This is a genomic window from Halomonas sp. KM072, from assembly GCF_050710315.1.
Classification (GTDB): Bacteria; Pseudomonadota; Gammaproteobacteria; order Pseudomonadales; family Halomonadaceae; genus Vreelandella; species Vreelandella hamiltonii.
The window spans coordinates 812334-838530 of sequence record NZ_CP136132.1; the positions used below are offsets into that span (position 1 = coordinate 812334).

Annotated in this window: 26 protein-coding genes and 1 tRNA gene; 16 read left to right on the top strand and 11 right to left on the bottom strand. The window is 60.4% G+C overall.

Annotation, left to right across the window (positions count from 1 at the left end; all coding sequences use genetic code 11):
- Window positions 1-106: 106 nt before the first annotated feature.
- Together RVM26_RS03645 and RVM26_RS03650 are read left to right on the top strand one after the other, a co-directional pair.
- Window positions 107-1054: an AEC family transporter gene (locus RVM26_RS03645; RefSeq protein ID WP_039177736.1), complete on the top strand. Its 948-nt coding sequence runs from the start codon at window positions 107-109 to the stop codon at window positions 1052-1054.
- 52 nt (window positions 1055-1106) lie between these two features.
- Window positions 1107-1183, top strand: a tRNA-Arg gene (locus RVM26_RS03650).
- 91 nt (window positions 1184-1274) lie between these two features.
- Here the strand turns inward: RVM26_RS03650 and RVM26_RS03655 are convergent.
- The 4 genes from RVM26_RS03655 to RVM26_RS03670 form a co-directional block, all read right to left on the bottom strand.
- Window positions 1275-1778, bottom strand: a complete 504-nt coding sequence (locus RVM26_RS03655) for an opioid growth factor receptor-related protein (RefSeq protein ID WP_287808305.1) — start codon at window positions 1776-1778, stop codon at window positions 1275-1277.
- Between the two features lie 198 nt (window positions 1779-1976).
- Window positions 1977-3008 (bottom strand): helix-turn-helix transcriptional regulator, encoded by a 1032-nt coding sequence (locus RVM26_RS03660; protein WP_016915973.1) that lies wholly within the window; start codon window positions 3006-3008, stop codon window positions 1977-1979.
- 40 nt (window positions 3009-3048) lie between these two features.
- A complete protein-coding gene (locus tag RVM26_RS03665; protein WP_498940880.1) occupies window positions 3049-3513 on the bottom strand; it encodes a DUF2201 family putative metallopeptidase in 465 nt (154 codons plus the stop codon).
- A 58-nt stretch (window positions 3514-3571) separates the two neighbouring features.
- The gene (locus RVM26_RS03670) at window positions 3572-4459 is read right to left on the bottom strand and encodes a LysR family transcriptional regulator (protein ID WP_287808813.1); all 888 of its coding nucleotides are present in this window, start codon (window positions 4457-4459) and stop codon (window positions 3572-3574) included.
- 130 nt (window positions 4460-4589) lie between these two features.
- On the opposite strand from RVM26_RS03670, the gene RVM26_RS03675 reads away from it, so the two are divergent.
- The 3 genes from RVM26_RS03675 to RVM26_RS03685 all read left to right on the top strand — a co-directional run bounded on the left by RVM26_RS03675 (window position 4590) and on the right by RVM26_RS03685 (window position 9884).
- Window positions 4590-6185 carry an NADH-quinone oxidoreductase subunit L gene (locus tag RVM26_RS03675; protein WP_287808812.1) on the top strand — a complete coding sequence of 532 codons (1596 nt, stop codon included), beginning with the start codon at window positions 4590-4592 and terminating at the stop codon, window positions 6183-6185.
- Window positions 6182-8545, top strand: coding sequence for a putative inorganic carbon transporter subunit DabA (locus RVM26_RS03680; RefSeq protein WP_498940883.1), 2364 nt, complete (start codon window positions 6182-6184; stop codon window positions 8543-8545). Before RVM26_RS03675 ends, RVM26_RS03680 begins: the two co-directional genes overlap by 4 nt.
- A gap of 337 nt (window positions 8546-8882) precedes the next feature.
- Complete coding sequence (locus RVM26_RS03685) at window positions 8883-9884, top strand: aldo-keto reductase family protein (RefSeq protein ID WP_498940885.1); 1002 nt, start codon at window positions 8883-8885, stop codon at window positions 9882-9884.
- Here the strand turns inward: RVM26_RS03685 and RVM26_RS03690 are convergent.
- Complete coding sequence (locus RVM26_RS03690; RefSeq protein WP_498940887.1) at window positions 9836-10099, bottom strand: hypothetical protein; 264 nt, start codon at window positions 10097-10099, stop codon at window positions 9836-9838. The genes RVM26_RS03685 and RVM26_RS03690 overlap by 49 nt on opposite strands.
- A gap of 48 nt (window positions 10100-10147) precedes the next feature.
- A complete protein-coding gene (locus tag RVM26_RS03695) occupies window positions 10148-10768 on the bottom strand; it encodes a DUF2201 family putative metallopeptidase (protein ID WP_498940889.1) in 621 nt (206 codons plus the stop codon).
- A 91-nt stretch (window positions 10769-10859) separates the two neighbouring features.
- On the opposite strand from RVM26_RS03695, the gene RVM26_RS03700 reads away from it, so the two are divergent.
- Together RVM26_RS03700 and RVM26_RS03705 are read left to right on the top strand one after the other, a co-directional pair.
- On the top strand, window positions 10860-11108 hold the full coding sequence (locus RVM26_RS03700; RefSeq protein WP_287808809.1) for a putative hemolysin: 249 nt from the start codon (window positions 10860-10862) through the stop codon (window positions 11106-11108).
- Between the two features lie 37 nt (window positions 11109-11145).
- On the top strand, window positions 11146-12915 hold the full coding sequence (locus RVM26_RS03705; protein WP_498940891.1) for a GGDEF domain-containing protein: 1770 nt from the start codon (window positions 11146-11148) through the stop codon (window positions 12913-12915).
- Between the two features lie 25 nt (window positions 12916-12940).
- Here RVM26_RS03705 and RVM26_RS03710 read toward each other — a convergent pair whose 3' ends face one another.
- Genes RVM26_RS03710 through RVM26_RS03725 form a run of 4 tightly spaced genes read right to left on the bottom strand, consistent with a single transcriptional unit; the run spans window position 12941 to window position 16660 of the window.
- A complete protein-coding gene (locus tag RVM26_RS03710; RefSeq protein ID WP_287807408.1) occupies window positions 12941-13624 on the bottom strand; it encodes an HAD family hydrolase in 684 nt (227 codons plus the stop codon).
- Window positions 13621-14595 (bottom strand): 2-hydroxyacid dehydrogenase, encoded by a 975-nt coding sequence (locus RVM26_RS03715; RefSeq protein ID WP_287807406.1) that lies wholly within the window; start codon window positions 14593-14595, stop codon window positions 13621-13623. Before RVM26_RS03715 ends, RVM26_RS03710 begins: the two co-directional genes overlap by 4 nt.
- Window positions 14596-14628: 33 nt before the next feature.
- Window positions 14629-15597 (bottom strand): sugar kinase, encoded by a 969-nt coding sequence (locus RVM26_RS03720; protein WP_287807404.1) that lies wholly within the window; start codon window positions 15595-15597, stop codon window positions 14629-14631.
- 7 nt (window positions 15598-15604) lie between these two features.
- Window positions 15605-16660, bottom strand: a complete 1056-nt coding sequence (locus RVM26_RS03725) for a LacI family DNA-binding transcriptional regulator (RefSeq protein ID WP_287807402.1) — start codon at window positions 16658-16660, stop codon at window positions 15605-15607.
- Window positions 16661-16825: 165 nt separating this feature from the next.
- Here RVM26_RS03725 and RVM26_RS03730 point away from each other — a divergent pair, with 165 nt between their 5' ends.
- Genes RVM26_RS03730 through RVM26_RS03740 form a run of 3 tightly spaced genes read left to right on the top strand, consistent with a single transcriptional unit; the run spans window position 16826 to window position 20197 of the window.
- Window positions 16826-18343 carry an amidase gene (locus tag RVM26_RS03730; RefSeq protein ID WP_498940895.1) on the top strand — a complete coding sequence of 506 codons (1518 nt, stop codon included), beginning with the start codon at window positions 16826-16828 and terminating at the stop codon, window positions 18341-18343.
- Window positions 18344-18392: 49 nt separating this feature from the next.
- On the top strand, window positions 18393-19211 hold the full coding sequence (locus RVM26_RS03735; RefSeq protein ID WP_498940898.1) for a class I SAM-dependent methyltransferase: 819 nt from the start codon (window positions 18393-18395) through the stop codon (window positions 19209-19211).
- Window positions 19208-20197, top strand: a complete 990-nt coding sequence (locus RVM26_RS03740) for a methyltransferase (protein WP_287807396.1) — start codon at window positions 19208-19210, stop codon at window positions 20195-20197. Before RVM26_RS03735 ends, RVM26_RS03740 begins: the two co-directional genes overlap by 4 nt.
- 13 nt (window positions 20198-20210) lie before the next feature.
- On the opposite strand, the gene greB is transcribed toward RVM26_RS03740, so the two are convergent.
- On the bottom strand, window positions 20211-20756 hold the full coding sequence (gene greB, locus RVM26_RS03745; RefSeq protein ID WP_498940900.1) for a transcription elongation factor GreB: 546 nt from the start codon (window positions 20754-20756) through the stop codon (window positions 20211-20213).
- Window positions 20757-20988: 232 nt separating this feature from the next.
- Here greB and RVM26_RS03750 point away from each other — a divergent pair, with 232 nt between their 5' ends.
- The 6 genes from RVM26_RS03750 (at window position 20989) to cysN (ending at window position 26161) form a co-directional block, all read left to right on the top strand.
- Window positions 20989-21633: a TRAP transporter TatT component family protein gene (locus tag RVM26_RS03750; RefSeq protein ID WP_486996430.1), complete on the top strand. Its 645-nt coding sequence runs from the start codon at window positions 20989-20991 to the stop codon at window positions 21631-21633.
- Between the two features lie 90 nt (window positions 21634-21723).
- Entirely contained in the window at window positions 21724-22371 is a 648-nt protein-coding gene (locus tag RVM26_RS03755) for an NUDIX domain-containing protein (RefSeq protein WP_491361887.1), read from the top strand.
- 9 nt (window positions 22372-22380) lie between these two features.
- Window positions 22381-22827: a DUF1249 domain-containing protein gene (locus RVM26_RS03760; protein ID WP_287807390.1), complete on the top strand. Its 447-nt coding sequence runs from the start codon at window positions 22381-22383 to the stop codon at window positions 22825-22827.
- Window positions 22827-23561: a metallophosphoesterase family protein gene (locus RVM26_RS03765; protein ID WP_498940903.1), complete on the top strand. Its 735-nt coding sequence runs from the start codon at window positions 22827-22829 to the stop codon at window positions 23559-23561. Before RVM26_RS03760 ends, RVM26_RS03765 begins: the two co-directional genes overlap by 1 nt.
- A gap of 195 nt (window positions 23562-23756) precedes the next feature.
- Window positions 23757-24713 (top strand): sulfate adenylyltransferase subunit CysD, encoded by a 957-nt coding sequence (gene cysD, locus RVM26_RS03770; protein ID WP_287807386.1) that lies wholly within the window; start codon window positions 23757-23759, stop codon window positions 24711-24713.
- Complete coding sequence (cysN, locus tag RVM26_RS03775; RefSeq protein WP_287807384.1) at window positions 24713-26161, top strand: sulfate adenylyltransferase subunit CysN; 1449 nt, start codon at window positions 24713-24715, stop codon at window positions 26159-26161. Before cysD ends, cysN begins: the two co-directional genes overlap by 1 nt.
- Window positions 26162-26197: the final 36 nt, after the last annotated feature.

Below are 26197 nucleotides of genomic sequence, written 5' to 3' on the forward strand. Positions count from 1 at the left end.
CGTTTAGGGCTACTTTCCCTTATGCCGAGGTGCCTGTCTAGCCAGTCGACAAATCCTGGTCAACGGTAGAGTATAAGACGTCGCTTATCCAACTGAGAGAGCTGCTGTGGATCTACTGGAACTGTTTACCCGCACGCTAGACGTGACGCTACCCGTGTTTGCCATGGTGTTCATCGGCATTGGCTTGAAACGCCTTGGCTGGATCGACAGTGCCTTTATCAGCACGGCCTCGACGCTGGTGTTCAAGGCGACGCTGCCGACGCTTATTTTTCTGAGTCTAGTCAAGGCCGACCTCAGTGTCGCGTTGGACATTCCGCTGCTGCTGTTCTTCGCCGTGGCCACCCTGGCGCAGTTCGCCCTGAGCTGGGGCTGGGCGCATCTACGTGTGCCCCAGGCAGACAGAGGGATATACGTGCAGGGGGCCTTTCGCGGCAACTGCGGCGTGGTGGGGCTGGCCTTGGCGGCGGGCATGTACGGCAACTACGGGCTTTCGGCGGGAAGCCTGCTGCTGGGCGTGGTGATCGTGATGTACAACGCGCTTTCCGTGGTGGCCCTGGCGGCGTACCAGCCCGGCCAATCCACCGATTGGCGCAGCCTGCTGGGGCATATCGTCAAGAACCCGCTGATTCTTTCCGTGTTCGCGGCGTTGCCGTTCACGGCGTTCTCGGTAGGGCTGCCGAGCTGGGTGATGACCTCGGGCAACTACTTTGCCTCGCTGACGCTGCCCCTGGCGCTGATCTGCATTGGCGCCACGCTTTCGGTGTCCAGCTTGCGTGAAGGTAGCCAAGTGGCCATGAGTGCCAGCCTGATGAAGATGGTCGCCTTGCCCGCCTTGTCAACGGTCGCGGCGTGGCTGTTGGGCTTTTCCGGCGCGCAACTGGGCCTGCTGTTCCTGTTCTTCGCCAGCCCCACCGCCGCCGCCAGCTTCGTGATGGTGAAGGCCATCAACGGCAACGTGGCCCTGGCCGCCAATATCATCGCCATCACCACCCTGATGGCCAGCATCACCGTGACCCTGGGCATTTTCGCCCTGCGCCTGGCGGGGTGGATTTAAAGCGCGACGGTTGGCCGAGGCAAGCCAACGCGCTATACTACGCGCCCCCTAAGTCCCTGTAGCTCAGTAGGATAGAGCAGCCGCCTCCTAAGCGGCAGGTCGCAGGTTCGACTCCTGCCAGGGACGCCATCTAAATTAGATAACCATATCTTTTCCTGCTTTGAAGTATTCCCGTTTTTGTCTTTTCTGGGTTTGCAACCACTCGATTCTGGGGGTGGGTCTAAAACGCCTCCCGCCAATACTGAATTGATGAATCAGAAACCACCCCCCGGTGGGTGCCAATCTCGATGACGGCTTGCTGAAAAGTGCGTGCGAGGTCTGGCTGATGACACAACGCCAGTGACCGAATGATACGCGTGATGCGTAAATGGTTATGGCCACCGGCTTTCAGCCAGACTTGCGTCGGTATCGCTAACGTTGGTTGAGCAACGATGCCGTTTCCATCCCGGGCGAGGCCAAAAAAATCAAGCATCACCGTTAGCGATTGCTGCTGGTGCTGGCGCATAACATCGCTATCTTGAAAGGCAGCTTGCACGGCGGGTGTTAAAAGGGGCGCAAAGCCGTTAAACCTGCCCGCCTCAGGGATAGGGAACAGCCACTGAATATAGTCGTGGGTGTGTTCTAGCCAAAAGGACGACAGCGCCCAAATATCCTCTAGACGCCGACCTTTATGGTCCAGCCCTTCGCCACTGTAAAAATCGATCAAGCGTGTATCGTTATCCATTAGGCAGTTCCCATGGTGAGTTCTGTCGTCGCGTATAACGCCGTCTCGCGCGCATGGCGATCTGTTAAACGCTGGGTAGCCATGTGGGAGCCGTAAGCAAAATAGAGCATGGTAACCCTCCTTTGTGTAGAAACGATAAGTCGTGGCTTTTTCCGCATGCGGAAAACATGTATGTCAGAACCTGGGAATAAAAGCTGTTCATGACGGTGCAGAGTGTTCGGTGGCGTAGTGTGCCAGCATCTGTTCTGCGTTGGTTTTGATCGTTTCTTGCCATACATCAGGTGCAAGGACCTTGATATTTGGCCCCATGCCCATCAGCCACCACAGAGTTTGTTGGTCATCCGGTACATGGGCGGTTAGCCGATACCAACTGTCAGTGCCCGGCAATGCTTCTATCGACTGTTTGTCTGACAGCGGCGTTTCCTGTAATAGCCACGCTACTGATCTGGTGATGTCAGCTTCCAGAACCACATCGCTTGGCCCCTGACGGTATCCAAATGCACCGCCCTGGATGTACTCATCGATGTCAAAATCGTGCTGCGCCTGCCAGGGCTGATGACTTAATGTTGCCAGCTTCACTCGGTGAAGGGCGAACTGGCGCAGGTCTCTGAACCCGTCCACATGAGCTAACAGATAGGTGGCGCTGTGGCGGCTCACAATGCCTTGAGGATGAAGCGTCAACGCTTTTTCAGAGTGACTGGTGCGTGATAGATAAATCACGTCAACGGCTTTCTGCTCAAGGAGCGCCTGCGAAATGGTCTGCCAGGTTGCCTCGTCAATCTCAGCGGGGATTAGCGCTTTGCCATTGGGAATGGCACGTACCTTGCGTGCCCACTGACTAAGCCCATTAGTGCTCATATCGTCCAGCAGTTTTCGCGCATCGGTAAAGTGGTGCGAGAGTTGGCCGACCACCACCGGAGGAAGCAACCCTTTCAAGTACTCTTCCGCCAGAACCAGCGTCAGCGCGCCAGGCACATCCAGCGCAGGTAGCTGGCACTGAAAGTCACGATCAAAATACCAGCGGTAAGGTTTCTGGCTATCGTCACAGCCAATCGGAAACTGCGTGGATAGCTTCTGGCTTAAATCCCGCTGCAGCGAACGTGTATCGATATTGAACCCGCGCTCTGCAAGCTTCTCTTTCAACACGGGGGTCGCGATACGCCCTGGTGCTCGAGGAATCAACTGCAACATGGTTAAGTAGCGAAAAAGCGTATCGCGGGGCTCAGACATAGTGACGCAAACCTTGGCTGAATGCATGAAAGCGTTGAGTTTAGCGCGCCTCACAAAACGTAGCGACTTGTTCTGGCAAAGCACCTGGCTCTTTAGCGATCAGGTGGGCACGTTGTCTCCAAAGCATAAGGGTGCTGTGCGAGACTTGGGTGTCAGGTAAGGCATGCCACAAGGCGGCGGGATGTATATCCATGGAGGCTTCAACTGAAAGATTAGGGTGCCCCTCCAGCCAGCGGTAAACACTCAATGCGTTACGCCCCACACACACGGGAAAGAGCACGGCATCCGCAGGTAAAGGAATCTGAAGTGCTAACAGCAGTGAATTCACTTCATGGTCGCAAGCAAGGTGCCAACGTTGATAGTCGGCTACGAGCGGTGCAATCAGATGGCCGGCCACGCAATGCCAAATGAGATGCGCCTGCAGGAACTGGCGAGAGGTATCAGATAACGTAGCGCTGTATTGGGGGCAAAAAAAACCCGCTTCGGCGGGTTTTTTTGATGCCAATTAAGTTGTTCACGATTCCTAGCCAAACTTAGCGAATTGCGTTGCGTTCACTTCTGGCTCAATCCAGCAGCGATTCCCCCGTGCGTGTTAACAGCGCTTTCAAGCTAGGCGACTCGAACCGGCGCTGAATGGTAATGGCGTAGAATTCTTCCCATACGCTGGGCAGCGCGCCGTAATCTTTTAGCGTGCCGTTGTGCAGCTCGTCACGTACTACCACGGGGGGCATAACGGCAATGTGCTGCGTGTCCCGCGCCAATAGGCGCATCATTGCCATGTCGTCGACTTCGGCGGCAATCTTGGGCGTTAGCCGGTAGTGGCTGCACAGCTGGTCGAAGGCGTGGCGAGTGGCGTTTTCAACCCCAGGTAGAATAAACGCGTGGCCGTTTAAGCCTTTGGGAAAAGCGGGGGGCGGCGAGAGGAGGGGCGCTGCAATTAAACTTACCGGCTGGCGCGCTAACCGCTGGGAGCGCCAGGGGTGTTCACTATCGCCACGCACCGGCTGGTTCGAGAGTACCACGTCTAGCTTGTGGGCCGAAAGCCGCCTTAGCAGGTCATCCAGACCACCGCTTTGCAGTATCAAATCTAGGTCGTCTCGGCCCAGCAGCGGCCGTACAAATCCTTCCTGAAAGTTGCGCGATAGCGTGGCCACTGCCCCGACGCGCACCACTTCGCGATGGGCGTGGCCGCCTTCAGCAAACAGCGCGCTCAGCTCTTCTCCTTGGGTGAAGATGGTTTCCGCGTAATCAAATGCCAGCCTGCCCGCTTCGGAAAGGTGCAGCTGCCGCCCTTCGCGAATAAACAGCGCTTGGCCCAGGCGCTCCTCTAACTGACGAATTTGCTGAGAAAGCGACGACTGTGATACGTGCAGCGCTTCGGCCGTACGGGTCAGGTGGCCTGATTTCGCCACTTGCCAAAAATAGTAAAGATGATGGTAGTTGAGCTTCATGGCAGAGGGACCTCAGGCTGCGTGTTGGCTATTCGTTCTGTTTTAAAGAACGATTTATCAAAAATAAACTATTTTTTATATGGTGACGAGCTGGGCATAGTCGATGGCATATGACTAAGGGGGAAAGGCTATGCCACATTTTATCAACATAACGGTGCTATCACTGCTAGCGCTGTGGTTACTGGTCCCGGTTTCGCTGTTAGTGATGGCGGGCGTCAGCGCACGGGCCAGCACGCCCGCATCGCTGAAGCGCGCTTGGCAAATAGGCCGCTGGTTAACGGCAAGCGCGCTGGTCGCGAGCCTAGCGGTGGGCGGGCTACTGGTGCTGGATGCGCTGGGTGTACCTACCGGCCTGCCCGAAGCCGCTCAGCCGCTGGGCTTGTATCCGGATGGTTTGGCCGTGTGGATGGCGCTACTCATCAGCCTGTTAGGCACGGTGCTGCTGCGTTTTGCAGAGAACTACCTAAAGGGCGACCGTGGCGAGCGTCGGTTTTTGCCCTGGTGTTTGGTGGTGCTGGCAAGCGTGATGCTGCTGGTCTTTACCCATCACTTGGTCGTGATGCTGATTGCCTGGGTGGGAGTGAGTGTGGCGCTGCACCACTTATTAACGCTCTACCCTGAGCGTGTGGAAGCCCAACGGGCGGCATGGCAAAAATTTGTGGTTAGCCGTATAGGCGATGCGGCGCTGATTGTAGCGGTAGTGCTTTTATATGCCCGTTTCGGTTCCTTTCAGCTACCTGAGCTGTTTGCGGCCGCTGCGGCGTCCTCTGGCGGCTGGCAGGTGGAGGCCGCCTCGGTGGCGCTGGCCATCGCGGCACTGTGCAAATGCGCCCAGGTGCCGATGCATGGCTGGTTGATCAAAGTGATGGAAGCGCCCACGCCGGTCTCCGCGCTGCTGCATGCGGGGGTGATTAACCTGGGGGGCTTTGTGTGGCTGCGTTTGTTCCCGGTGTTTGATGGCCTAACGCTGGGCCACTACCTGCTCATTGCGGTGGGTGGTTTTACCGCACTGGTCGCGGTGATGACGATGCTGACCCAAACCTCCGTCAAGCATGCTCTGGCGTGGTCTACCTGCGCGCAAATGGGCTTTATGCTGTTCGAAATTGGCGTAGGGGCGTACACCTTGGCGCTGGCTCACCTGTTGGCGCACTCGCTTTACAAAGCTCACTCCTTCTTGGCGTCTGGCCGTACCGTGAGGGCCTCGCGCTGTGAGCGCCTGCCGCTTGCGCCGCTGCGTCAGCGTCTTTCTCTTGCGTTGCCTGCGGCCGCTGTCGCGGCGATGGTACTGATGCTGTGGCCCTCGCTGGTTAGCTATAATCCGCTGCTGGGTGCACTGCTTAGCTTGGCGGTGGGCAGCACGCTGTTGGGCATGCCGGTGGGCACCGCCAAACCCAAGCGTTTAGCGCTGGTAGGAATGGCGCTTGCCCTGGTGCCGTTGTATGCCTTGCTACACAGCGTGCTGGCACCTGCACTGCCCAGCGCCTACACGCCCTTAACACTCACGGCAGGACTTTTAGGGGCACTGATGCTGGCAAGCCTAGTGTTGGCCGCTGGAGCCGTCACGCTGTTCCCTCAGGCTGCCTGGGTAGCCCGCTGGCGCGTTCACTTTAGCCAGGGGCTTTACCTGGCACTGCCGTTTCAGCGTGCGGTGGATGCGGTAGCCCCCATTCGTGCCTGGTCGCGTCCTTCATCGCTTGCCCCTGGTTTAAAAGGAGAGTGGTCATGAGTCAGCCTATTGCCGTAGACACATCCTCACACCATTCGTCAGTGCCGTCGCCAGAGCAGTATCGCGATGCGTTAAAGCGCGCGACCGACGCCATTGCCCCGGTGTGGCCGCTGGACCAGTGGATTGCGGTCAACCCCTGGTGGGGCCTGAAGCATCAGCCCATTGAGCAGGTGAGCCAAGCGCTCAGCCGCCGGGCCGGGCAGCCGATGACCATGCCTGCCGAGTTTTATCGTAACGCTTGGGAATCGGGTCGGATTACCCCGCAAGACCTACAGCAGGCGCTGCGCCATGGCGGCTACGCTTATAGCGAGCAGAGCTTAGTGAGCTACTTGGCAACACCGCCAAAGCCGGTAACGCCGCTACGCAGCGCCTGGGATTCCCTGGCAGGGCATGATGGGTTTGACCCGCTGGCGGAGAGCTGTGCGAGCTACTTCGATCACCATCAACAGCGCTGGGCAAGCCCTGCTGTGCCTTCGCTTTATCACTTCTGGAAAACGGCGGCACAGCACGATCTGCGCTGGCCTAAAGCGCAGCGCCAGGCGCTACACACTCTGCCAGATGACCCCGCCGCAGCGGTTGCGCAAATAGCCGAGGATTGGGCGCTCACCCCAGAAGCGTTTGAGGCGCTAGCCCACACGCTGCTGCTACGGGTTAACGGCTGGGCTTCCTGGTGCCAAGGCATTGGTTGGCATACTGCCCACCAGCAGGCAGAGGCGGGCATCACCCAGCTGGCTGCCATGGTACTGGCATGGGAGTGGATAGGCGTTGAGCAGCTCACCAGCATCCAACAGAGCGAGTGGTTTGCCCAGTGGCAAACCGCCGGTGCCGCCATGACTTTTCCGCATGAGGCGCTGTGGTGCTGGCAGCACGCCTATGAGTTGGGTTATCAGCGGACGCTAGCCATGACGTTAGCCACGCCGAGTGCCGAGTCTTCCTCCGCTCCCAAGGTACAGGCTGCGTTCTGTATCGACGTGCGCTCTGAGCGGTTCCGTCGCCATTTAGAGCAGGCCACCCCTACCGTTGCCACATTAGGCGTCGCGGGGTTCTTCGCTATGCCGGTGGCCGATGCGGCTACAGGGCCTGAGCGTGCCCAGCCCCGCGTGCCGGGGTTGTTAAAACCGATTTATCGGGTGGGCTCGTTGCAGCCGCAGCAGCGGGGCGTTCAGCGCTATCAAAAAGAGAGCCAGCGCCAAAGCGTGCGCCACGCGAAGTACGCGCCGCTTTCAACCTTTACCCTGGTGGAAACAACCGGCATTGCCTGGGGCTGGAAGCTGATTAAAGACAGCCTGCGTAAACAGGCAACCGTGCCCCAGTGCGAAGCGCCCGCCGGGCTTTTTCACACCTACGACGGCGAGCCAATTGCCCGCCATGAAAAAATAGCGCTGGCGAAAAACCTGCTAACGCTACTGGGAACCCCCACGGCGTCGCTGCTGGTGCTGGTGGGCCACGACTCCCAAAGCGAAAACAACCCGCATCACGCCGGACTGACCTGCGGGGCCTGCGGCGGGCAGGGCGGCGGCATGAATGCGCGAGTGGCCGCTGCGCTGCTGAACGACCCGGAAGTACAGCAGGCCGTACAACACGCAGGTATCACGTTGCCTAGCCCTTTTCACGTATTGGCCGCCACCCACTGCACGCTCACCGACCGCGTGCACGTCTATCGGGATGAGCAGATGCCCGAAGCGCTAGAAGACGCGCTGGCAGCATTTGAAAGCGGTGTACACGTGGCGGGTGAGGCTACTCGTCTAGAGCGGGCACCTGACCTGGGGGTGGATGACGCCGACCCTATTGAGCGCCTGAAAACCTTCGCGACGCGCGGTGCCGACTGGTCGCAACCACGGCCTGAGTGGGGGTTGGTAAATAACGCCGCGCTTATTTTAGCGCCACGGGCGCGTACCCAAGGGAAAGCGCTGGACGGGCGCGCGTTCTTACACGACTACCGCCCAGAGCAAGATCCGGAAGGCAAGGTGTTAGAAGGGCTGATGATGGCACCAATGCTGGTGGCCAGTTGGATCAACCTGCAGTACTACGCGTCTACCGTGGTGCCTGGGCTGTACGGCGCGGGCAATAAGCTGCTGCATTCAGTGGTGGGTGGCCATGTGGGCGTTATTGAAGGTAATTCGCCCCAACTGCGCATTGGCTTGCCGGAGCAGTCGCTGCGCGATGGTGAGAAGCTTCATCATGAGCCGCTGCGCTTAACCGTGGTGATCGACGCGCCCAGAGAGCGCATCGAAGCGATTATTGAACGCCAGCCGGTGGTGGCGGATTTAATCAACCACCGCTGGCTGTGGCTCACTCGTTTGGGAGAAGGTGGCCTAGAGCGCTGTTCGCCAGAAGGCTGGCAGCCGGTTGCCTTTTGAGGGGCGAGCTACTCAGCGCTGAGATCCTCATAGCCGGTCACCTCTAAATAGCCTACCCCGAGCGCTGCCTGTGTGGCGGTGTCGCGCACCGTCTTGAAACGTTAGAAGGCATGAAGACGTTTTGGGATTTTGATGGTCGCGTCACGGCCCCCTTGCATGGTTCGCAAGCGCCGATGAGTATTATAAGCGCAGTAGCAGCGCCTATTTTGTCTCGGCCATTCAGGTGCCTACGCTGATCGTGCACGCGGAAGATGATCCGTTTATCTACCCGCATAGCGTTCCCAAGGCAGCAGCCTTACCTTACTGTGTTGCCTTGGAACTCTATTGAGGTTTTCAAATGTCTGGGTTTTACGAACGTTTGAAGGAAGTCGCATCGCCACGTATTGGGCTTGGCTGTATGAACCTTTCTCACGGCTACGGGCAGTATGTGCCGGAAGAGGAAGGTATCAGAGCGCTGAACGACGCCTTTGAAATGGGCTACCGCCATTTCGATACCGCTACGCTGTACGGCGGCACGGCTAACGAACGCCTGTTAGGAAAAGCGCTAGCGTCTAAACGTCGTGAGCTGCTGCTAGCCAGTAAGTGCGGCATGGTCATGGACCCAGAGAGTGGCAAGCGGGTGATTGATGGGCGGCCTGAAACGCTGCGCCGCCAGTGTGAAGAGAGCTTGGCTCGCCTAGGTACCGATCATTTGGATCTCTACTATCTTCACCGCATGGATCGTCAAGTCCCCATTGAAGAGAGCGTGGGCGCGCTTGGACGATTGGTAGAGGAGGGTAAATTGCGTGCAGTGGGTTTATCAGAAATCTCTGCCGACACATTGCGTAAGGCGCACGCTGAGTACCCGGTGGCAGCCGTTCAGTCAGAGTACTCGCTGTGGACGCGTAATCCTGAGATAGCCCTTAGCCAAGCGTGTAAAGAGCTGGGTACCGCGCTGGTGGCCTTTAGCCCGCTAGGTCGCGGGTTCCTATCTGGCGCTATTCACGCCCATACCACCTATGTGGAAGGCGATATGCGCGCCGGGATGCCGCGCTTTAATGGCGATAATCTGACCCATAACCTGACGCTGCTGGCGCATTTTAATGCGATGTCGAACGATTTAGAGATGACGCCTGCCCAGCTGGCGCTTGCTTGGGTAAAGGCGCAGGGCGACCATGTCATTCCCATTCCTGGGTCGCGCTCCGTTAGCCATATGCAGGAAAACCTCTACGCCGAGCAGGTGGTATTAAGCGATGAGGATTTGGTACAACTCAATAAAATGATGCTGCCTGGAGAAATCGCCGGTGCTCGTTATAACGAAGCGCAGCAGGCAGATATTGATACAGAAGAGTTTGTATAAATAGGCAGCGAGTTTATTTGGCTGTCGTCGCAACCAATCGGAAATTGGCTGGAGAGCTTTTGGCCCAGGTCGCGTTGCAGTGAACGGATATCGACCAAAAAGCCATGTTCGGCCAGCTTTTCCTTGAGGGCCGGGGTCGATATCCAGCCAGGGTAGCGCGGTATCAGCTGAAGCATGGTGATATGACGAAAGAGCGTATCGCGTGCATCGGACATGACGGCCAACCCTGGCAAAAAGAAAGCGTTCGTTAGCGAACCGTTAGTTTATCGCGCCCCACAAAACTTAGCGACACTTTCGGGCAGCGTGCCTGTTTCTCGGGCGGCCATGTGCGCGCGCCGACGCCACAGGGCAAGAACACGTTGATCAGGCGCCGTGCCCGGCAGGTGGCTCCAAAGGGCGGCGGGATGCACGTCGATGGTGGACTCCAGCGATGTGTCGGGGTGTCCTTCCAGCCATTGGTATACGTCCAGGGCGCTGCGTCCTATGCAGACGGGGAAGAGGAGCGCGTTACAGGGCAGGGGGAAGTCCAGTGCCAGCAGCAGGGCGTTGACTTCATGGTCGCAGGCCAGGTGCCAGCGATGACGATGTGCTACCAGTGGGGCACTCAGGTGGCCGGCCATGCAGTGCCAGATGAGGTGTGCGTGTAAAAAACGTCGCGACTCGTTCGTCAAAGAAGCGCTATAGTCGGGAGAAAAATAGAGATGACGGCCATCGGTGCTGGCGGTATCGAACCGCTGGCTGATCAGTGGGCTAAGCGTCAGGCATTCGCTGAGCAGTGCCATCATTGGATGTGAGTCTGCCCATTCGAGACGGTCTTGCTCCCACTTTCGTTGCTCTTGTCGGGCCAGTTGCTGCTGTACTGCCGTTGGCGTCATAGGGTCCATTGCGCTGCCTCCTTTGTGTCGATGAAGGCAGCGTACTGGCAAGGTGCGACACTGCAGGTCGCACAGCTGACATTGCGTTGAGGAAAATGACATGAGATTACGTTATTGGCCTCTGTGGATAGCGGTAGGGATGACCGCACTGCTGGCGGGATGTGCCACGGCAGGGGGTGAGCAGGCGCCGAGCATGCAAGCGGCGGCGGCTGAACATTGTGAGGCACGGGGAGGCGAGCGTATCACCCGTGAAAGCCGTTTGGGTACGGGGCGTTATTGCCGCTTGCCAGATGGCCGGGTAGAGAATGAATGGCATCTTTACCGTACGGAACGGCTGGATAACTTCTAATCCTATTGGGTGGCTGATAGTGCACGTGGTCATGGCGATGCTTCTTTCTCGATGGCGTACCCTGGCGGGGTGGCCTGCTCTGTGTGCCCTGCTGGCACTTTCTGGGCTGGCTCACGGCTACCAGGGCCCTTCTCCATTGGGGGAGTGGGAGTACCGTTGGGGGGACTCGCCATTGGACAGCGAAGGGGAGCCACTCTGGTTATCGGAGCCGAGCCGCGATTGGCAGGCCATTGCCTTTCCGTCGAACCCGCCCGAGCGCGAGGGGCGGCAATATGTCTGGTTCAGGACCGTACTGCCTGAGGGAAACTGGCGTGATCCGGTGATCCACATCACCAGCATCAATCTGGTCGGGCAGGTGTTTTTAGGGGATGAGCTGATTTATGAGCACGGCGATATGCAGCAGCCGCGCTTCATTGGTTGGCCGTGGCATTTGATTCCGCTGCCCGACGATTTTGCGGGCCAGACCCTGTCAATACGCATCTATTCGGACTACACCAGCATTGGTTTATGGGGCGATGTTCGGGTCATGGACCGTCTGGGCGCCCTCAAGGCGATGTTGAAGGCGTCAGCAAAAGACCTGGCGGTCAGTGCGTTCAGCCTGTTGTTGGCAACGCTTGCGGGTATTTTTGCGCTGATGGGCCCTGACCGGCGAGGCTTTGGCGCCACGGCGCTGTTCGCCTGTGCTTCCGGATTGATGCTGTTGGCCGAAACGCCTGCCAGGCAGCTGATCGCCGATGCCCCCTTGGCTTGGGACACGCTGCGCGCCGCCAGTTATTTTACCTTGCCCATTGCCATGGGGCTGCTGTTGAGCCACTGGTTGGTGGGGTCGGCCAAGCGCTGGATGGCGCGTTTCTGGCAGCTTCATCTGGGGTATCTGGTGGTGACAATGGGGCTGGTGCAGTTCGGCTTCTTGAACCTGGCCTTGACCTTTCCCGTGTTTGACGTGCTGCTGTTGCTGACGTTGCCCTGCATGCTGCTGATCACCCTGGTGGCATGGCGCCGCTTGGCGTTGGAGCAACGTTTGCTGGTGTTCAGCTTTGTGATGTTCGCGCCTTTGCTGGTGCTCGATATGCTGGTGGCCCACCGGCTGGTGGCGCTGCGGCAAGTGCCTTTGAGCTTTGGGGCGCTGGGCTTTTCGATGGCCATCGTGGGGGTCTCGCTGTGGCATTACCGTTTCACGCAGCGGCAGCTGGCGCTGGCGAACCTGACGCTGGAGGCGCAGGTGAAGTCGCGCACGGCGGAGCTGGATCAACTGGTGGACCAGTTGAAGGGATTGTCGCTCCAGGACGCCTTGACCGGGCTGCCCAACCGGCGCCACTTCGATACGCTGCTGGATGAAGAGATGGAGCGCGCCGCCCAGAGTGGGCAGCCGCTTTGCCTGTTGATGATCGACATCGATCACTTCAAGAACGTCAACGACAGCTTTGGCCATGATGTGGGCGATGCGGTGTTGATCGAAGTCGCCAACCTGCTGACACGCTGCTTTCGCGGGAGCGATGTGGTGTGCCGCCTGGGTGGGGAGGAGTTCGTGGCGCTGCTGCCGGTGACCGACCTGGATGAAGCCGAACGACGGGCCAACGAGCTGTTGCAGACGCTGCGTACCCATGCCCTGTTCCATCACCAGCAACCGTTGGGCTACATCACGCTTTCGTGCGGTATTGCGGCGTATCCCGAGCATACCGACAGCCGACATTCGCTGATCAAGATGGCAGACCAGGCGCTTTATCAGGCGAAGCACCGTGGACGAGATCGCTGTGTGATCTGGCAGCAGACTGAAGCGGATCAATCGTTTATTGATGCTTTTTAAATGTTATGTGTCGGGTCCTGTGTGATTATTCGTGTAGCCGTGTAAGTACCTCCGGCAGCTCGCTGGCATGATGAATGCCGATCGCGCCTGCGGGGGTGGCCTCTTCTTCCGGGAAGTGGTTCAGGTGGATGACGTGCATGCCTGCCGCCAGGCCAGCCTGCACGCCTACGGCGGCATCGTCGATGACCACGCACTGTTGTGGGGCGTAGCTCATGGCGGCAGCGGCCTTCAAGTACAGCTGCGGATCGGGTTTCCAGACGTTCAGGGTATAGGCGCTGAACAGGTTGCCCGCAAAATGGTGTGTCAGCTGCGTGCACTCCAGGGCGCAGCGGATTTTGCGCTCGGGGCCGTTGGATACCACCGCCTTGGGGTGGTGGGCCAGTTGGGCCAACGCATCCGGCATGCCTTCTATGGCCAGTAGCTCGGCCTGCATGCGTGCTTCCATGCGCGCGCGCATGGCGGCTTCGAGCTGTATCAATCGGGTTTCTTCCAGCGCTTGAAAGCGCTCCTCCAGGGTATGCACGATGGTGTGAAAACGTACTCCGCGAAACTCCGCCATGTATTGCCGGGCCGTAAAGGGCAGCCCGTACTCTGGAAGAACGTCGCCCATCACGTCAGCGAGCAGCGTCTCGCTGTCGACCAGCGTGCCGTCACAATCGAACAACAAGCAGTAGGCGGCATGTTCCGCCGATTGGCCAGTCGTGCTCATTTCCATACTTCCTCGTTGACCAGGCTGATTGGGCGCTGACCTTGCAGGGCCATGCGGATATTGTCCACCGCGCGTTGTGCCATGGCGTCTCGGGTTTCATGGGTGGCTGAGCCTATATGCGGCAGTGCGACCACGTTGGTCATCTGCAGCAAGGCCGAGTCATGGGCCAAAGGCTCTTGCGCAAACACGTCCAGCCCGGCGGCCTTGATCACGCCCTGTTGCAGCGCTTCGATCAGGGCGGGTTCGTCGACCACCTTGCCGCGGGCAATGTTGACCAGAATGGCCGAGGGCTTCATGCGGGCAAGTTCGGCAGCACCGATGAGGTGTTCCGTGTCGGCGGTCAGAGGGACCGTCAGACACACGAAATCGGACTCGGCCAGCAGTGCGTTCAGCTCACGCCGCTGGGCGCCCAGCGCCTGTTCGAGGTCTGGCTTGGGGGACGCATTGGAGTAGAGGATGCGCATTCCAAAGCCCAGGGCGCCGCGCTTGGCCACTGCCTGGCCGATGCGACCAAACCCCACCATGCCTAAGGTTTTGCCGTACACGTCGCTGCCGAACAGCGCTGGGCCAAGGCTCTGTTGCCACTGATTCGCCTTGACCCAATTGGCCAGTTCCACCACTCGGCGTGCGGTGGCCATGATGAGCGCAAAGCCGGTATCTGCCGTCGTTTCTGTAAGCACATCCGGGGTGTTGCATACCAGGATGCCGCGCCGGGTCAGTTCATCGACGGGCAGATGGTCATAGCCGACGGAAATGGTGGCGATGACCTTGAGGGCAGGGGAGGCTTCCAGCAGCTCATCGGTGATGAGCAGTCTGGAGCCGATGATCCCTTGTGCCTCTCGCAGCGCTTCGCGCACGTTGGGCTGAGTCAGCTCCAGTGGGCTTTCCAGCTCGATGAGCTGGAAGTGCTCGTCCAGTTCGGCCAGTTGGGCAGGGCTGAGACGCCCTGAAACGATGATACGCGGTTTCATGTGCTCTCCAGTGATCATGACGGGGTGGGGGTGTCAGGGCTGCTCCAGCTGCATGAGCTGCTGGCGGGTCGGCAGGCCCTCCATGTCGCCAACCACTTGCACCGCCTGAGCACCGATCAGGTTGCCGCGCTGCAGTGCCTTTAGGTGGGGCAGACCATCCAGCAGCGCACTGATCACACCGACGGCAAAGCCGTCACCGGCGCCGACCGTATCGACCACGGTGGCAACCGGCTGGCCGGGCACGCTAAAGCTTTCCAGCTGGCCGCCCAGCACTCCTCGATAATAACTGCCTTCTGGGCCCAGCTTGATGATGACCGCCTTGACGCCTCGTTCCAGGTAGAAGTCGGCGATGGCCTCGGGCGATGTTTGCCCAGTGAGCAGGCGGCCCTCGGACAAGCCCGGCAGCACCCAGTCGGCCAGGGCGGCCAAGGCGTTGAGGGTATCGCGCATCAGGGCATCACTGGGCCAAAGCGTTGGGCGAAGGTTGGGGTCGAAAGAGACGCTGGCGCCCGCCGCGCGCGCTTGCTGCATCATATGGCGGCTCAACTGCGCGGCGCTTTCGGAAAGCGCAGGCGTGATGCCGGTGGCATGCAGGTGGGTGAGGGCGGCCATATCGACGCTTTTGGCGTCTTCGATGCACAGATGGCTGGCAGCACTGCCTCGCCTGAAGTAAGTGACCTTGGGGTCTGCCCCGCGCTTGGCACGCTCCTTGAACAGCAGGCCGGTGGGGTGGCTGGGGTCGGTATGAATATGGCGGCTGTCTACCCCTTCTGCTTCCAGTGCCTGGCGAATGAACTGCCCGAAGCTGTCGCTACCTACGCGGCTCATCCAGGCCACGTCAAATCCCAGCCGGGCCAGGCCTATGGCGACGTTGTTGTCCGCCCCCGCCAGGCGCCGCTGAAAATGCTCCACGGTGGCCAGTTCGCCGGGAGTCTCTGCCACGAACATGGCCATGGCTTCGCCAAAGGTGAGAACGCTGGGGGAGGGTTTGGGGTGTGTCATCGGGGCCTCACGTGTTGTCTTGGGTTGTCGTGTTGGTTTGCAGGCCCTGGCGGTGAGTGCTGCCTCGGGCAATGAGAGTGGGCGCATGGCGGTACTGCACCGGTTGCTCTATCGCCTGGGGGGCAGTCAACCGTGTGATCTGGTTCAGCAGGCTGGTCACGGCGGCCTGGCCAATGGCGTTGGTGGGCTGGGCCAGCGTGGTGATGCCCGGAGGCACCAGGGCGCACCACTCAAGCTCGTCTATACCGATCAGGCCGACGGGCCCCAGAGAAATGGCCTGGTGCTGGAAATGGCGAACCATGGCCAGGGTGGCGTTGCCGTTGGCGCATAGTACGGCGCAAGGGGCCTGGCGATGGCGTTGAACGAAGCCGCGCAGCCGTGAGGCTGCCTGTGGGTTGTCGAGGGATGTCAAGGTTTCGCCCTGTATGCCCAGTGACGTCACGCGTTGTCGAAAGCGCTGCAGCCGCTCCTGGCGAGCGCTGGCCAACTGGGGGGGCTCGCTGACATACAGTACCGCGCGATACCCCCGCTGCATGAGGTGTTCCAGCGCCAGGTCGATGGCCAGTGCGTTATCGAGGCCGATGGTCTCGGCGTCCAGGTTGGCGACGTCGCGGTCGATGAGGGCCAGGGGGATACCGTTGTGCGCCCAGGCTTTCAAGGCGCGCTCTGGCTGCCCGGCCGCATTGACGATCAATCCCTCCACTCGGTAGGACGATAGCGAGGCCAGATGCCGTGTTTCCAGCTCGGGGTCGTTATCGGTATTGCACACGATCAGCGAGTAACCCTGTGCCCGTGCCGCTTGCTCTACTCCATGAACGATGGCCACGGAAAACGGGTTGCGTATGTCGGCGACCAGCATGCCCAGCAGTCTGGATCCGCTGCCTTTCAAGCCCCGTGCCATTTGGTTGGGGGAGTAGCCAAGGCTCTTGGCCGCTTGATCGATACGCGCCTGCAAGGCAGCAGACAGCCTGTCTCGCTCCGGGCCGAAGAAACGTGAAACGCTGGTTTTGGACGTACCTGCCAGCCGAGCGACTTCGATGAGCGTTGCGCGTGAGGAGAGCATGAGCACGACGACCTGATGCAAATGAGTAAAATGGGAACGTTCCCATGGTGAGGTCTCACCTTAATACCTTTATATCGCCAAGACAATATGCCCATATGGTCAAGGCACGTGTGGCCAATGCTCGAGCAGCCTTTGCTACGCTGAAAGAAAACCGGGAGGGTGGCGATGCACGTGCACGAGTATCAACAGTACGACGCAACGGGGCTGGCAGCGCTGATTCGTGGCGGGCAGGTGAGCTGGGAAGAGGTGCTGGAGGCCGCGCTGGTGGCCATCGAGCAGGCTAACCCGGCGCTACAGGCCGTGGTGCGCATGCGGGTCGAGCAGGCGCGTCGTGAAAGCCAGCAGGTAGAAAGTTCGGCCTGTTTTGCCGGTGTGCCCACCTTGAGCAAGGATTTGTTGATGGCCCTCAAAGGGGAGCCCTTGGCGTTCGGCAGTGCTGCGTTACGCGACTGGCGGCCTGCCGAGGACTCGCTGTTCATCCAGCGCTCGCGCAGGGCGGGGCTGGTGGTGGTGGGCCAAACGGCCACGCCGGAGCTTGGCTTGATGGGCATCACGGAGCCCAAGGCATTTGCCCACCCTGAAAACCCGTGGTGCGCAGGCTATTCGCCCGGTGGTTCCAGCGGTGGGGCGGCGGCCGCGGTGGCCGGGGGTATGGTGCCCTTGGCGTTGGCAGGCGATGGCGGCGGTTCCATTCGTATCCCTGCCAGCTATTGCGGGCTGTTCGGGTTCAAGCCTTCCAGGGGCCGCGTGCCGCTGGCGCCAGCCCATGGTGAGGTGTGGCAGGGAGCAGTCGTTGAGCATGCGATCACGCGGAGCGTGCGTGACAGTGCGGCCCTGCTGGAAGAGGTCAACGGCATGGCGCCTTCGGGCCCTTACCCGGTGCTTGCGGAACGCGGCTATGTGGAGGCGCTGTCGAAACCCTGCCCACCCTTGCGGGTGGCGATCTCTCTGGGGGAGCCTTTTGGGCGCAGTTTGGGTACACGGTTGAATCCAGAGGTGAAAACGGCCATCGAGAAAACCGCCCAGCGGCTGGAGGAGATGGGGCACACGGTAGCGTGGTGTGACCCGCCGGTCGACGGTGAGGCGCTTGCCGACAGTTACCTGACGCTCTACCTGGGTCACTTGGCGGCAGACCTGCGCTGGATCAGTCAGCAAACCGGCGTGCCGCTCGGCCGCCTGCCTCTGGAGCCTTCTACCCGAGCCATTGGCCGCCTGGGTGCCAAACTCTCTGCCTGGGAGTACGAGACGGCCAAGCGCTACTGGCACGTGGCCGCCGAGCAGATGAGCCAGTTTCATCAGCGTCATGATGTGCTGGTGCTGCCCGTGGCCGCAGACACCGCGCCTCGGTTAGGGGAGCTGTACCCGTCGGCCCTGCGCGAACGGGTGATGGCGCTGCTGGCGGTGCCGGGCCTGCCCGCGCTGGCACTGAAGGCGGGGCTGTTGAAGCGCCTGGCCGTCGATGCCCTGAGCCGTACGCCCTTTACCCAGTTGGCCAACCTGACTGGCCAGCCTGCCATGTCGCTGCCGATGCACGTGGCGCAAAGCGGCTTGCCCGTGGGGGTGCAAGTGGTTGGGCGGCTGGGGGAAGACCGCCAGTTGCTGCAGTTGGCTGCCGCCCTGGAGCAGCAGGAAAACTGGCAGGCGAGGCTGCCTCGGCAAGCGTTTGCAGCGCAGGCAGGGTAAACTACGCCCCCGTCAATCGACGCCCGTGATTCTATCTAGAGCTTGCTGCATGCACCCATCCTACGAATTGACCGAGGCGGGCGACCGTTATTTCGATGGTCTGGCCGAGAAATTTTCCCGCTCGCTGTATCAGGCCCCGCGTGGAGAGCTGCGCTTGGCCATGCTGGATTACCTGCTGCCTCAGATGCTGAACCTGAACGCTCAGCCGGTACTGGATGTAGGCGGCGGCCTGGGACAGCTATCGGCCTGGCTGGCCGAGCGGGGGCATGCGGTGACCATGGCAGAGCCTTCCCAGGATATGTTGGCACACGCCCAGGCATGGCATGGCCAGCGGGTCGGCGAAGGTGCTTTCAATGCCGACGCGCTGCACTACGTTGCGGCACCGCTGCAAGCGCTGCCCGCCCAGGCCCCCGGACCCTGGCCGCTGATCACTTGTCATGCGGTGCTGGAGTGGCTGGGCGACCCTGCCCAGGCGCTGGCTACCCTGGCCAGCCTGCTGGCCCCCGGTGGCCAGCTGAGCCTGATGGTGTTCAATCGCGATGCGCTGCGCTTCTCCAACGTGGTGAAGGGCAACTTGAACAAGGCGCTGGGCGACCAGTTGGCAGGCAAGGGGCGTCGCCAGCGCTTGACCCCCATTTCACCCATGACCCACGCGCAAGTTCTGGGCTGGGCCGACACCTGCGGCCTGGAGATGGTCGACGTGGCGGGCATTCGTATCTTTCAGGACTACCTGCGCCAGGCCCCTGCCAGCGCTGACGACCAGGCCACGCTCATGGCGCTGGAACGCCAGTACTGCCGCCAGGAGCCCCATTGGCGGCTGGGCCGCTATCTACTTTACACCTTCACCAAACCCGAGGCCGATGCATGAGCGCTCAACTGCCCGCCAGCCAACTTCTCGAACGTTACCATGGCCCTGCGGCTCAACTGCTGCCCATCGCTCCGCCTGCCGACGGCTGGCTGGTGGAGCGCTCTACCGCCATGATCAGTGGCGATGTGGCGCTGCGCCAGCAGTGGCAGGACGCTGGAAAGCTGGCCAGTAGCCCGCTGGCGCCCATGAATGCAGAGCCCGCTGGCCGCGTGGTGCTATTCTGGCCCAAGGCGCATGCCTTGGGCACGTGGTGGCTGCGCTGGCTGTGCCAATGGCTCCCCGAGAACACGCCTTTCGAGATCGTGGGGGAGCACCAGGGCGGGATCAAGCGTGTGCCGAAGCTGCTGGCAGCGCTGGGCATGGGGTGTGACAAGCTGGACAACGCACGCCGCTGTTCACTGTTTGCCAGCCGCACTGTGGCGCTGCCCGAGCAGCCAGATGAGTGGCAGCGCTTCGAAGCGCTGGGCATGACGCTGGTGAGCCACCCTGGTGTGTTTGGCCATGGCAAGGTCGACGAAGGAACCTTGCTACTTCTTGAAACCCTGGAAGCGCACTTGCCCAAGCGCCCGCTGAGCGTGCTGGACATGGGCTGTGGTGACGGCATCATCAGCGCCTGGCTGGCCAGCCGTGGCCACACGGTGACGGCGGTGGACGTCAACGCCTTTGCTGTCGAGGCGTGTCGCCAGACCCTGGCGGCCAACCAGCTGACGGGCAGCGTGTGCGAAAGCGATGTCTACCGTGCGCTGGGCGATGCGCGTTTCGACCTGATCGTCAGCAATCCACCGTTTCACCAGGAGCGCGAGATCAGCTACGGACCGAGTGCGCGGCTCATCGACGAAGCGCGTCAGCACCTGACCCCCAAAGGCCAACTGGTGCTGGTGGCCAACGCCTTCCTGCCTTATCCCGAGCGGCTGGAGCGTGCGTTTGGAAGCTTCGAGACGCTGGCCGACAATCGGCGTTTCCGGGTGTATCGCGGGCAGTCGTGAAGGTGCCGCTGGCTCAAACGCTGGGTGAGGCACCGGCATAGCGAATGTCGGTAATGGTGTAGAACGCCTCGCCGTTGGGCGTGATCACCGTGATCTCGTCGTCCACTTCCTTGCCCAGCAGCGCCTTGGCCATGGGGGCATCGACACTGATCCAGTGCTTCCGAGTGTCGATTTCGTCATGGCCCACCAGGCGAATATGCAGGGCTTCCCCCGCGTCGTCTTCCAGGCTCACGAACGCGCCGAAAAACACCTTGTCGGTGTTGGCGGGCAGCCTGTCCACTACCTGTAGTTCGTCCAGCCGCTGGGTCAGATAGCGGATGCGGGCGATGACCCGGTTCAACTCTTTCTTGTTGTAGGTGTAGTCGGCGTTCTCACTGCGGTCCCCCAGCGCAGCGGCTTCCCCTACCTTGGCCGACAGCTCAGGGCGCTTGACGCGGGAAAGGTGATCCAGAATGCCCCGCAGGCGGGCCGCGCCCTCGGCGGTAATCAGGTTACTCTTGGGTGCCAGGCGCGGGTCTTTTGCCGGATCGCGCCAGCGCGTCATGTTGTGGCCTTTCATGGTGTCGTTACCTTTCCGGAAAAGTGCCTAGCTTACGCTACCAAGGTACAGGGCAACAAAGCGGCGATTCTCTGGCGAATCATTCAAACGTTCGTTACATTGTCAGTGTGGACGAGATATCGCCATGCTTTGGGCAGGTCTAATGCGATAGTGATAACTCAACAGTCATGGCTCATTCCTCATGACTCATTCTTCATGACTCATTCTTCATAACAACAAGCAGGAGTTTTCCATGCGTGCAATTCCATTTTCTAGACTCTTCATGGCGGCGGCGTTGGGCGGTGCCCTGGTACTGTCGCCGCTGAGCGCGTCGGCCTTCGAAAGCGAGCTGTTCTCCTTGAAGAACCGCTGGGAGCATACGGTGACCGAGATGCCCGCCAACCAACGCGAGTCGACCCTGAGGGCATTGGCGGGCGAGGCAGAGCGACTGGCCCAGCAGAACCCCAACGAGGCCGAGGTGCTGGTATGGCAAGGCATCGTGCTGGCTTCCTATGCTCGAGAGCGGGGTGGGTTGGGGGCGCTGGGTACCGCCGGTGATGCGCGCACGGTGCTGGAACGCGCCGTCGAGATTGATCCTACGGGGGGCAATGGCTCTGCGTATGTGACCCTGGGGGCGCTGTATGACCGTGCCCCGGGTCGCCCGCTGGGGTTTGGCAATAGCGCCACCGCTGAGCGGATGTTCCAGCGGGCACTGGAAATTCGCCCGGACGGTATCGATGTGAACTACTACTATGCCGCTTTCCTGAAAGAAGAGGGCAACACCCAGGCGGCGCGGGAGCATGCTCAGCGAGCCGTGAACGGCACGGCGCGGGAGAGTCGCCAGCGTTCCGACGAAGCCCTTCGCCGTGATGCCGAGGCGCTGCTGCGCGAGCTGTAATGGCCGTCAAATCACGCGGTTGATGATCCGATTGGCATTCCCGGTGGCCAGCATTGATAATGGTACGATCATGTTCACCGGGAGTGCCGTATGGGCCCCACGCTCAATCGCGACGATGTGGAACTCATCACGCGTGACACCCTGTACAAGGGGTTTTTTCGCCTGGAAGCGCTAGAGCTGCGTCATCGACTTTTCGAGGGCGGCTGGAGCGCCCCCATGCGCCGAGAAGTGCACAACCGCCACGATGCGGTGGGTGTGCTGTTGTATGACCCCGAGCGCGATGCGCTGATCCTCGTCGAGCAGTTTCGCGCTGGCGCCATCGACGACCCTCACTCCCCCTGGAAGTTGGAACTGGTGGCGGGCCTCGTCGACAAGGACGAGACCCTGGAAAACGTGGCGCGCCGTGAGGCCCAGGAGGAAGCCGGTTGCCAGGTGGGCCAACTGACCCGATTGCATACCTACTACCCAAGCCCTGGCGCCTGCAACGAGCGGGTCACGCTATTTTGCGGGCTGGTCGATAGCCAGGGCGTGGGAGGCGTGCATGGCGTCGAGGACGAGAATGAAGACATCCGTGTTCATGTCGTCTCTTTTCCCGCCGCCTGGCAACTCCTGGAGCAGGGCAGACTCGACAACGCCATGTGTTTGATCGGCATGCACTGGTTGGCCGGGCAGCGGGCATCGCTGCGGGCGGCTTCCCAGCGCGCGGCCGTGTCAGCCGCCGAGGCCAACACCCGGTAAGGAGTCATCATGGCAAGAGCCGCCTACGTAACCGATTTGAAAACCCTGCAAGGGGAGTGCAGCGCCAACTATCTGCGCCTGGTGCGCCTGGTGGGTGACCTGCAGAGCGGCCAGCGGCGCGATATCGCCTTGCGCGGTGATAACCGGCACTTTGGCGACCTCAAGCTGGCCATTCTTCAGCAGGCCCCTTACACCACGCTGGTGGAGATCTCCCAGCGCGGCCCGCTGGATGCGGTCATTGAAGGGCCGCGCATGCGCGTGCACCTTTACCATGATGTGCGCATGGCGGAAGTCATCGACTTTCAGCGCGAGCGTCATTTCAGCGGACGCTATCGCTACCCCAATTCGCGCATGCATCAACCGGATGAAAAGCTGCAGTTGAACTGCTTTTTAGGAGAGTGGTTGGCCCATGGGCTGGCCCATGGTCATGTCGTCGATTTGCCGGAGCTACCCTGATGCGGTTGATACAGATTACCGATGCGCATCTGCACGCCGACAAGCAGGCACGCTCTCGGGCGGCCATTCCCTGGCAGCAGTTCGAAGCCGTGCTGGCCGCCGTGGTGGCCGAGCGCCCGGACGTGGTGGTGGTGAGTGGTGACGTCAGCCAGGACGAAACCAGCGCGTCTTACGTTCACGCCTGCGAGGCCTTGAACCGCCTGCCGTGCCCCTGGTTCTGGATACCGGGCAACCACGACCAGCCCGAGCTGATGGCCGCAGAACGCCCGATGCTGGATGAAGTCGACCTGGAACAGTGGCGCCTGTTGCTGCTGGATACCCATGTGCCGGGCAAGCCCCATGGCGAGCTGGGAGCGAGCAAACTCACCGCCCTGGCCGAACGGCTGGAGCAGGACGAGCGGCCGGTGGCCATCGTCATGCACCACCCGCCGGTGGATGTCGGGGCAGCCTGGATGGATGCGATTGGCTTGCAGGACCGCGATGCGTTCTGGCAGCTGTTGAGCGCTTACCCCCAGGTCAAGATCATTCTGTTTGGGCATGCCCATCAGGCCTTTGCCCAGCATCAGCCGCTGGCGGGCTCGGCGATAGGCACTTATGGTTGCCCCGCCACGTCAGACCAGTTTCTGCCCGGTGCGGAAACCTTTGCGGTGGATGAAGCGTCGCGGCCGGGTTATCGCGTGGTGGAGCTGCACGGGGAGGAGTGGCAGACCTGGGTCGAGCGTATCGACCTCTGATGCTTTTCTGTTTAGTTGATAAAGATATAAAAAGATAGTTATTAATTCTTTTGGGTTATTATTGACCTGGCGTTACCCTACCTACAAATGCCCGCCTTGCGATTCATGCGCGCCGGGCGGCACACCATGTTTGCACAGGCTTCCTTGAAAAGCCGTCTCGATAAAAGCAAGCACCGTTTTGTGAGGGAGTAGGTAATGAACCAGTTTTCTGCGCCGTCGGCGACGCAACAGGTGCCCATCGCACCGGATGCCGCTCGATTGACCCACTTGAAGCAGCTCGAAGCCGAGTCGATCCATATCATCCGGGAAGTGGCAGCCGAGTTCAGCAACCCGGTGATGATGTACTCCATCGGCAAGGACTCCTCGGTGATGCTGCATCTGGCGCGGAAGGCCTTCTATCCCGGCACGCCGCCGTTCCCGCTGATGCATATCGATACCACCTGGAAGTTCCGCGAGATGATCGCTTTCCGCAATCGCATGGCGGAAGAGGCGGGCATGGAGCTGATCGTGCACACCAACGAAGAGGGTCGCGCCGCCAACATCAACCCCTTCGATCACGGCAGTGCCAAGTACACCGATATCATGAAGACCCAGGCCCTCAAGCAGGCCCTGAGCAAGCACGGTTTCGATGCTGCCTTTGGCGGCGCGCGGCGCGACGAGGAAGCCTCCCGTGCCAAGGAGCGCGTCTACTCCTTCCGCGACAAGTACCACCGTTGGGATCCCAAAAATCAGCGCCCTGAGCTTTGGAACGTCTATAACGCCAAGGTCAATAAAGGCGAATCGATTCGCGTCTTCCCGCTTTCCAACTGGACCGAGCTGGATATTTGGCAGTACATCTACCTTGAGTCGATTCCGATTGTGCCGCTGTACTACTCCGCCAAACGTCCCGTGGTTGAGCGCGACGGTATGCAGATCATGGTAGACGATGACCGCCTTCCTTTAGCCCCAGGCGAGGTGCCGGAAGAGAAGTGGGTGCGTTTTAGAACCCTGGGCTGCTACCCGCTGACGGGGGCGGTGGAGTCCACTGCCGCCACGCTGCCGGAGATCATTCAGGAGATGCTGCTGACCAAGACCAGCGAGCGCAGTGGCCGCGCCATCGATCACGATCAGGCCGGTTCCATGGAGAAGAAAAAGCGTGAGGGGTATTTCTAATGGCGCACCAATCAACGTTGATTGCCGATAACATCGAGCAATACCTGCACGAGCACGAAAACAAGGATCTGCTGCGTTTCATCACCTGCGGCAGCGTCGACGACGGCAAGTCCACGCTCATCGGACGGTTGCTCCACGACTCCAAGATGATCTTCGAAGATCAGCTCGCCGCGATCACCAAGGCTTCCAAAACCAGTGGCACCACCGGTGATACGGTGGACCTCGCCCTGTTGGTAGACGGCCTGCAATCGGAGCGCGAGCAGGGCATCACCATCGACGTGGCGTACCGCTTTTTCTCCACCGACAAGCGCAAGTTCATCATTGCCGATACGCCGGGGCATGAGCAGTACACGCGCAACATGGCCACGGGCGCTTCCACTGCCAGCTTGGCGATCATCCTGATCGACGCGCGCTACGGTGTGCAGACCCAAACCCGTCGGCACAGCTTCATTGCCGACCTGCTGGGCATTCAGCATCTGGTCATCGCGGTCAACAAGATGGACCTGGTGGGCTTCTCGGAGGCACGCTTCAACGAGATCGTGGCGGAGTACCGCGCCTTTGCGGCCAACTTGCAGGCCCCGGACATTCGCTTCGTGCCGATGTCGGCGCTCAATGGCGACAACGTGGTCAACGCCAGCGAGCACACGCCCTGGTACTTTGCGGCGGGCAGTGAAGGCTACGAAGGCAAGACCCTGATCGAGCTGCTGGAAAACGTCGAAGTCACCCGTGACCAGAACCTGAGCGACCTGCGCCTGCCGGTGCAGTACGTCAATCGCCCCAACCTGGACTTCCGAGGCTATTGCGGCACCCTGGCGGCCGGTGTGCTGCGCCCAGGGCAAGCGGTGAAGGTGCTGCCTTCCGGTAAAACATCCCGCGTGGCACGCGTGGTCACCTTTGATGGTGATTTAGACGCCGCCTACCCAGGGCAGGCGATTACCGTGACTCTGGAAGATGAGATTGATATCTCTCGTGGTGACTGGATTGTAAGCGCGGATGCTGACATCCCGATCTCGAACGTGTTCAGCGCCGACATCGTGTGGATGCACGAAGACGCCCTCACGCCTGGCAAGCTCTACGACATCAAGCTCGCCACACGTGATTTGGCAGGGCAGGTCAGCGCCATTGAGTACCAGATTGATGTCAATACGCTGGAAAAGCATGCCACCGATTCCCTTGGGCTCAATGCCATCGCCCGCTGTGAGGTTGAGTTGACCGCTTCTATTCCGGTCGATGATTATCGCACCAGCCCTGGCACCGGCAGCTTTATCGTGATTGACCGCCTCACCAATGTGACGGTAGGGGCTGGCATGATTCGCGGCGTTGCTAACGCCCGCGAGCAGGCTGCCGCCACTGATTGGGCCGCCTTCGAGCGTGATTTGAACGCGCTGGTGCGCAAGCACTTCCCCCATTGGGAAGCGAAGGATGTTCGCGAATTGCTAAGCCGCTGAGCTGACGTCGCGTTATCTAAATCATAGTCCTAAAAT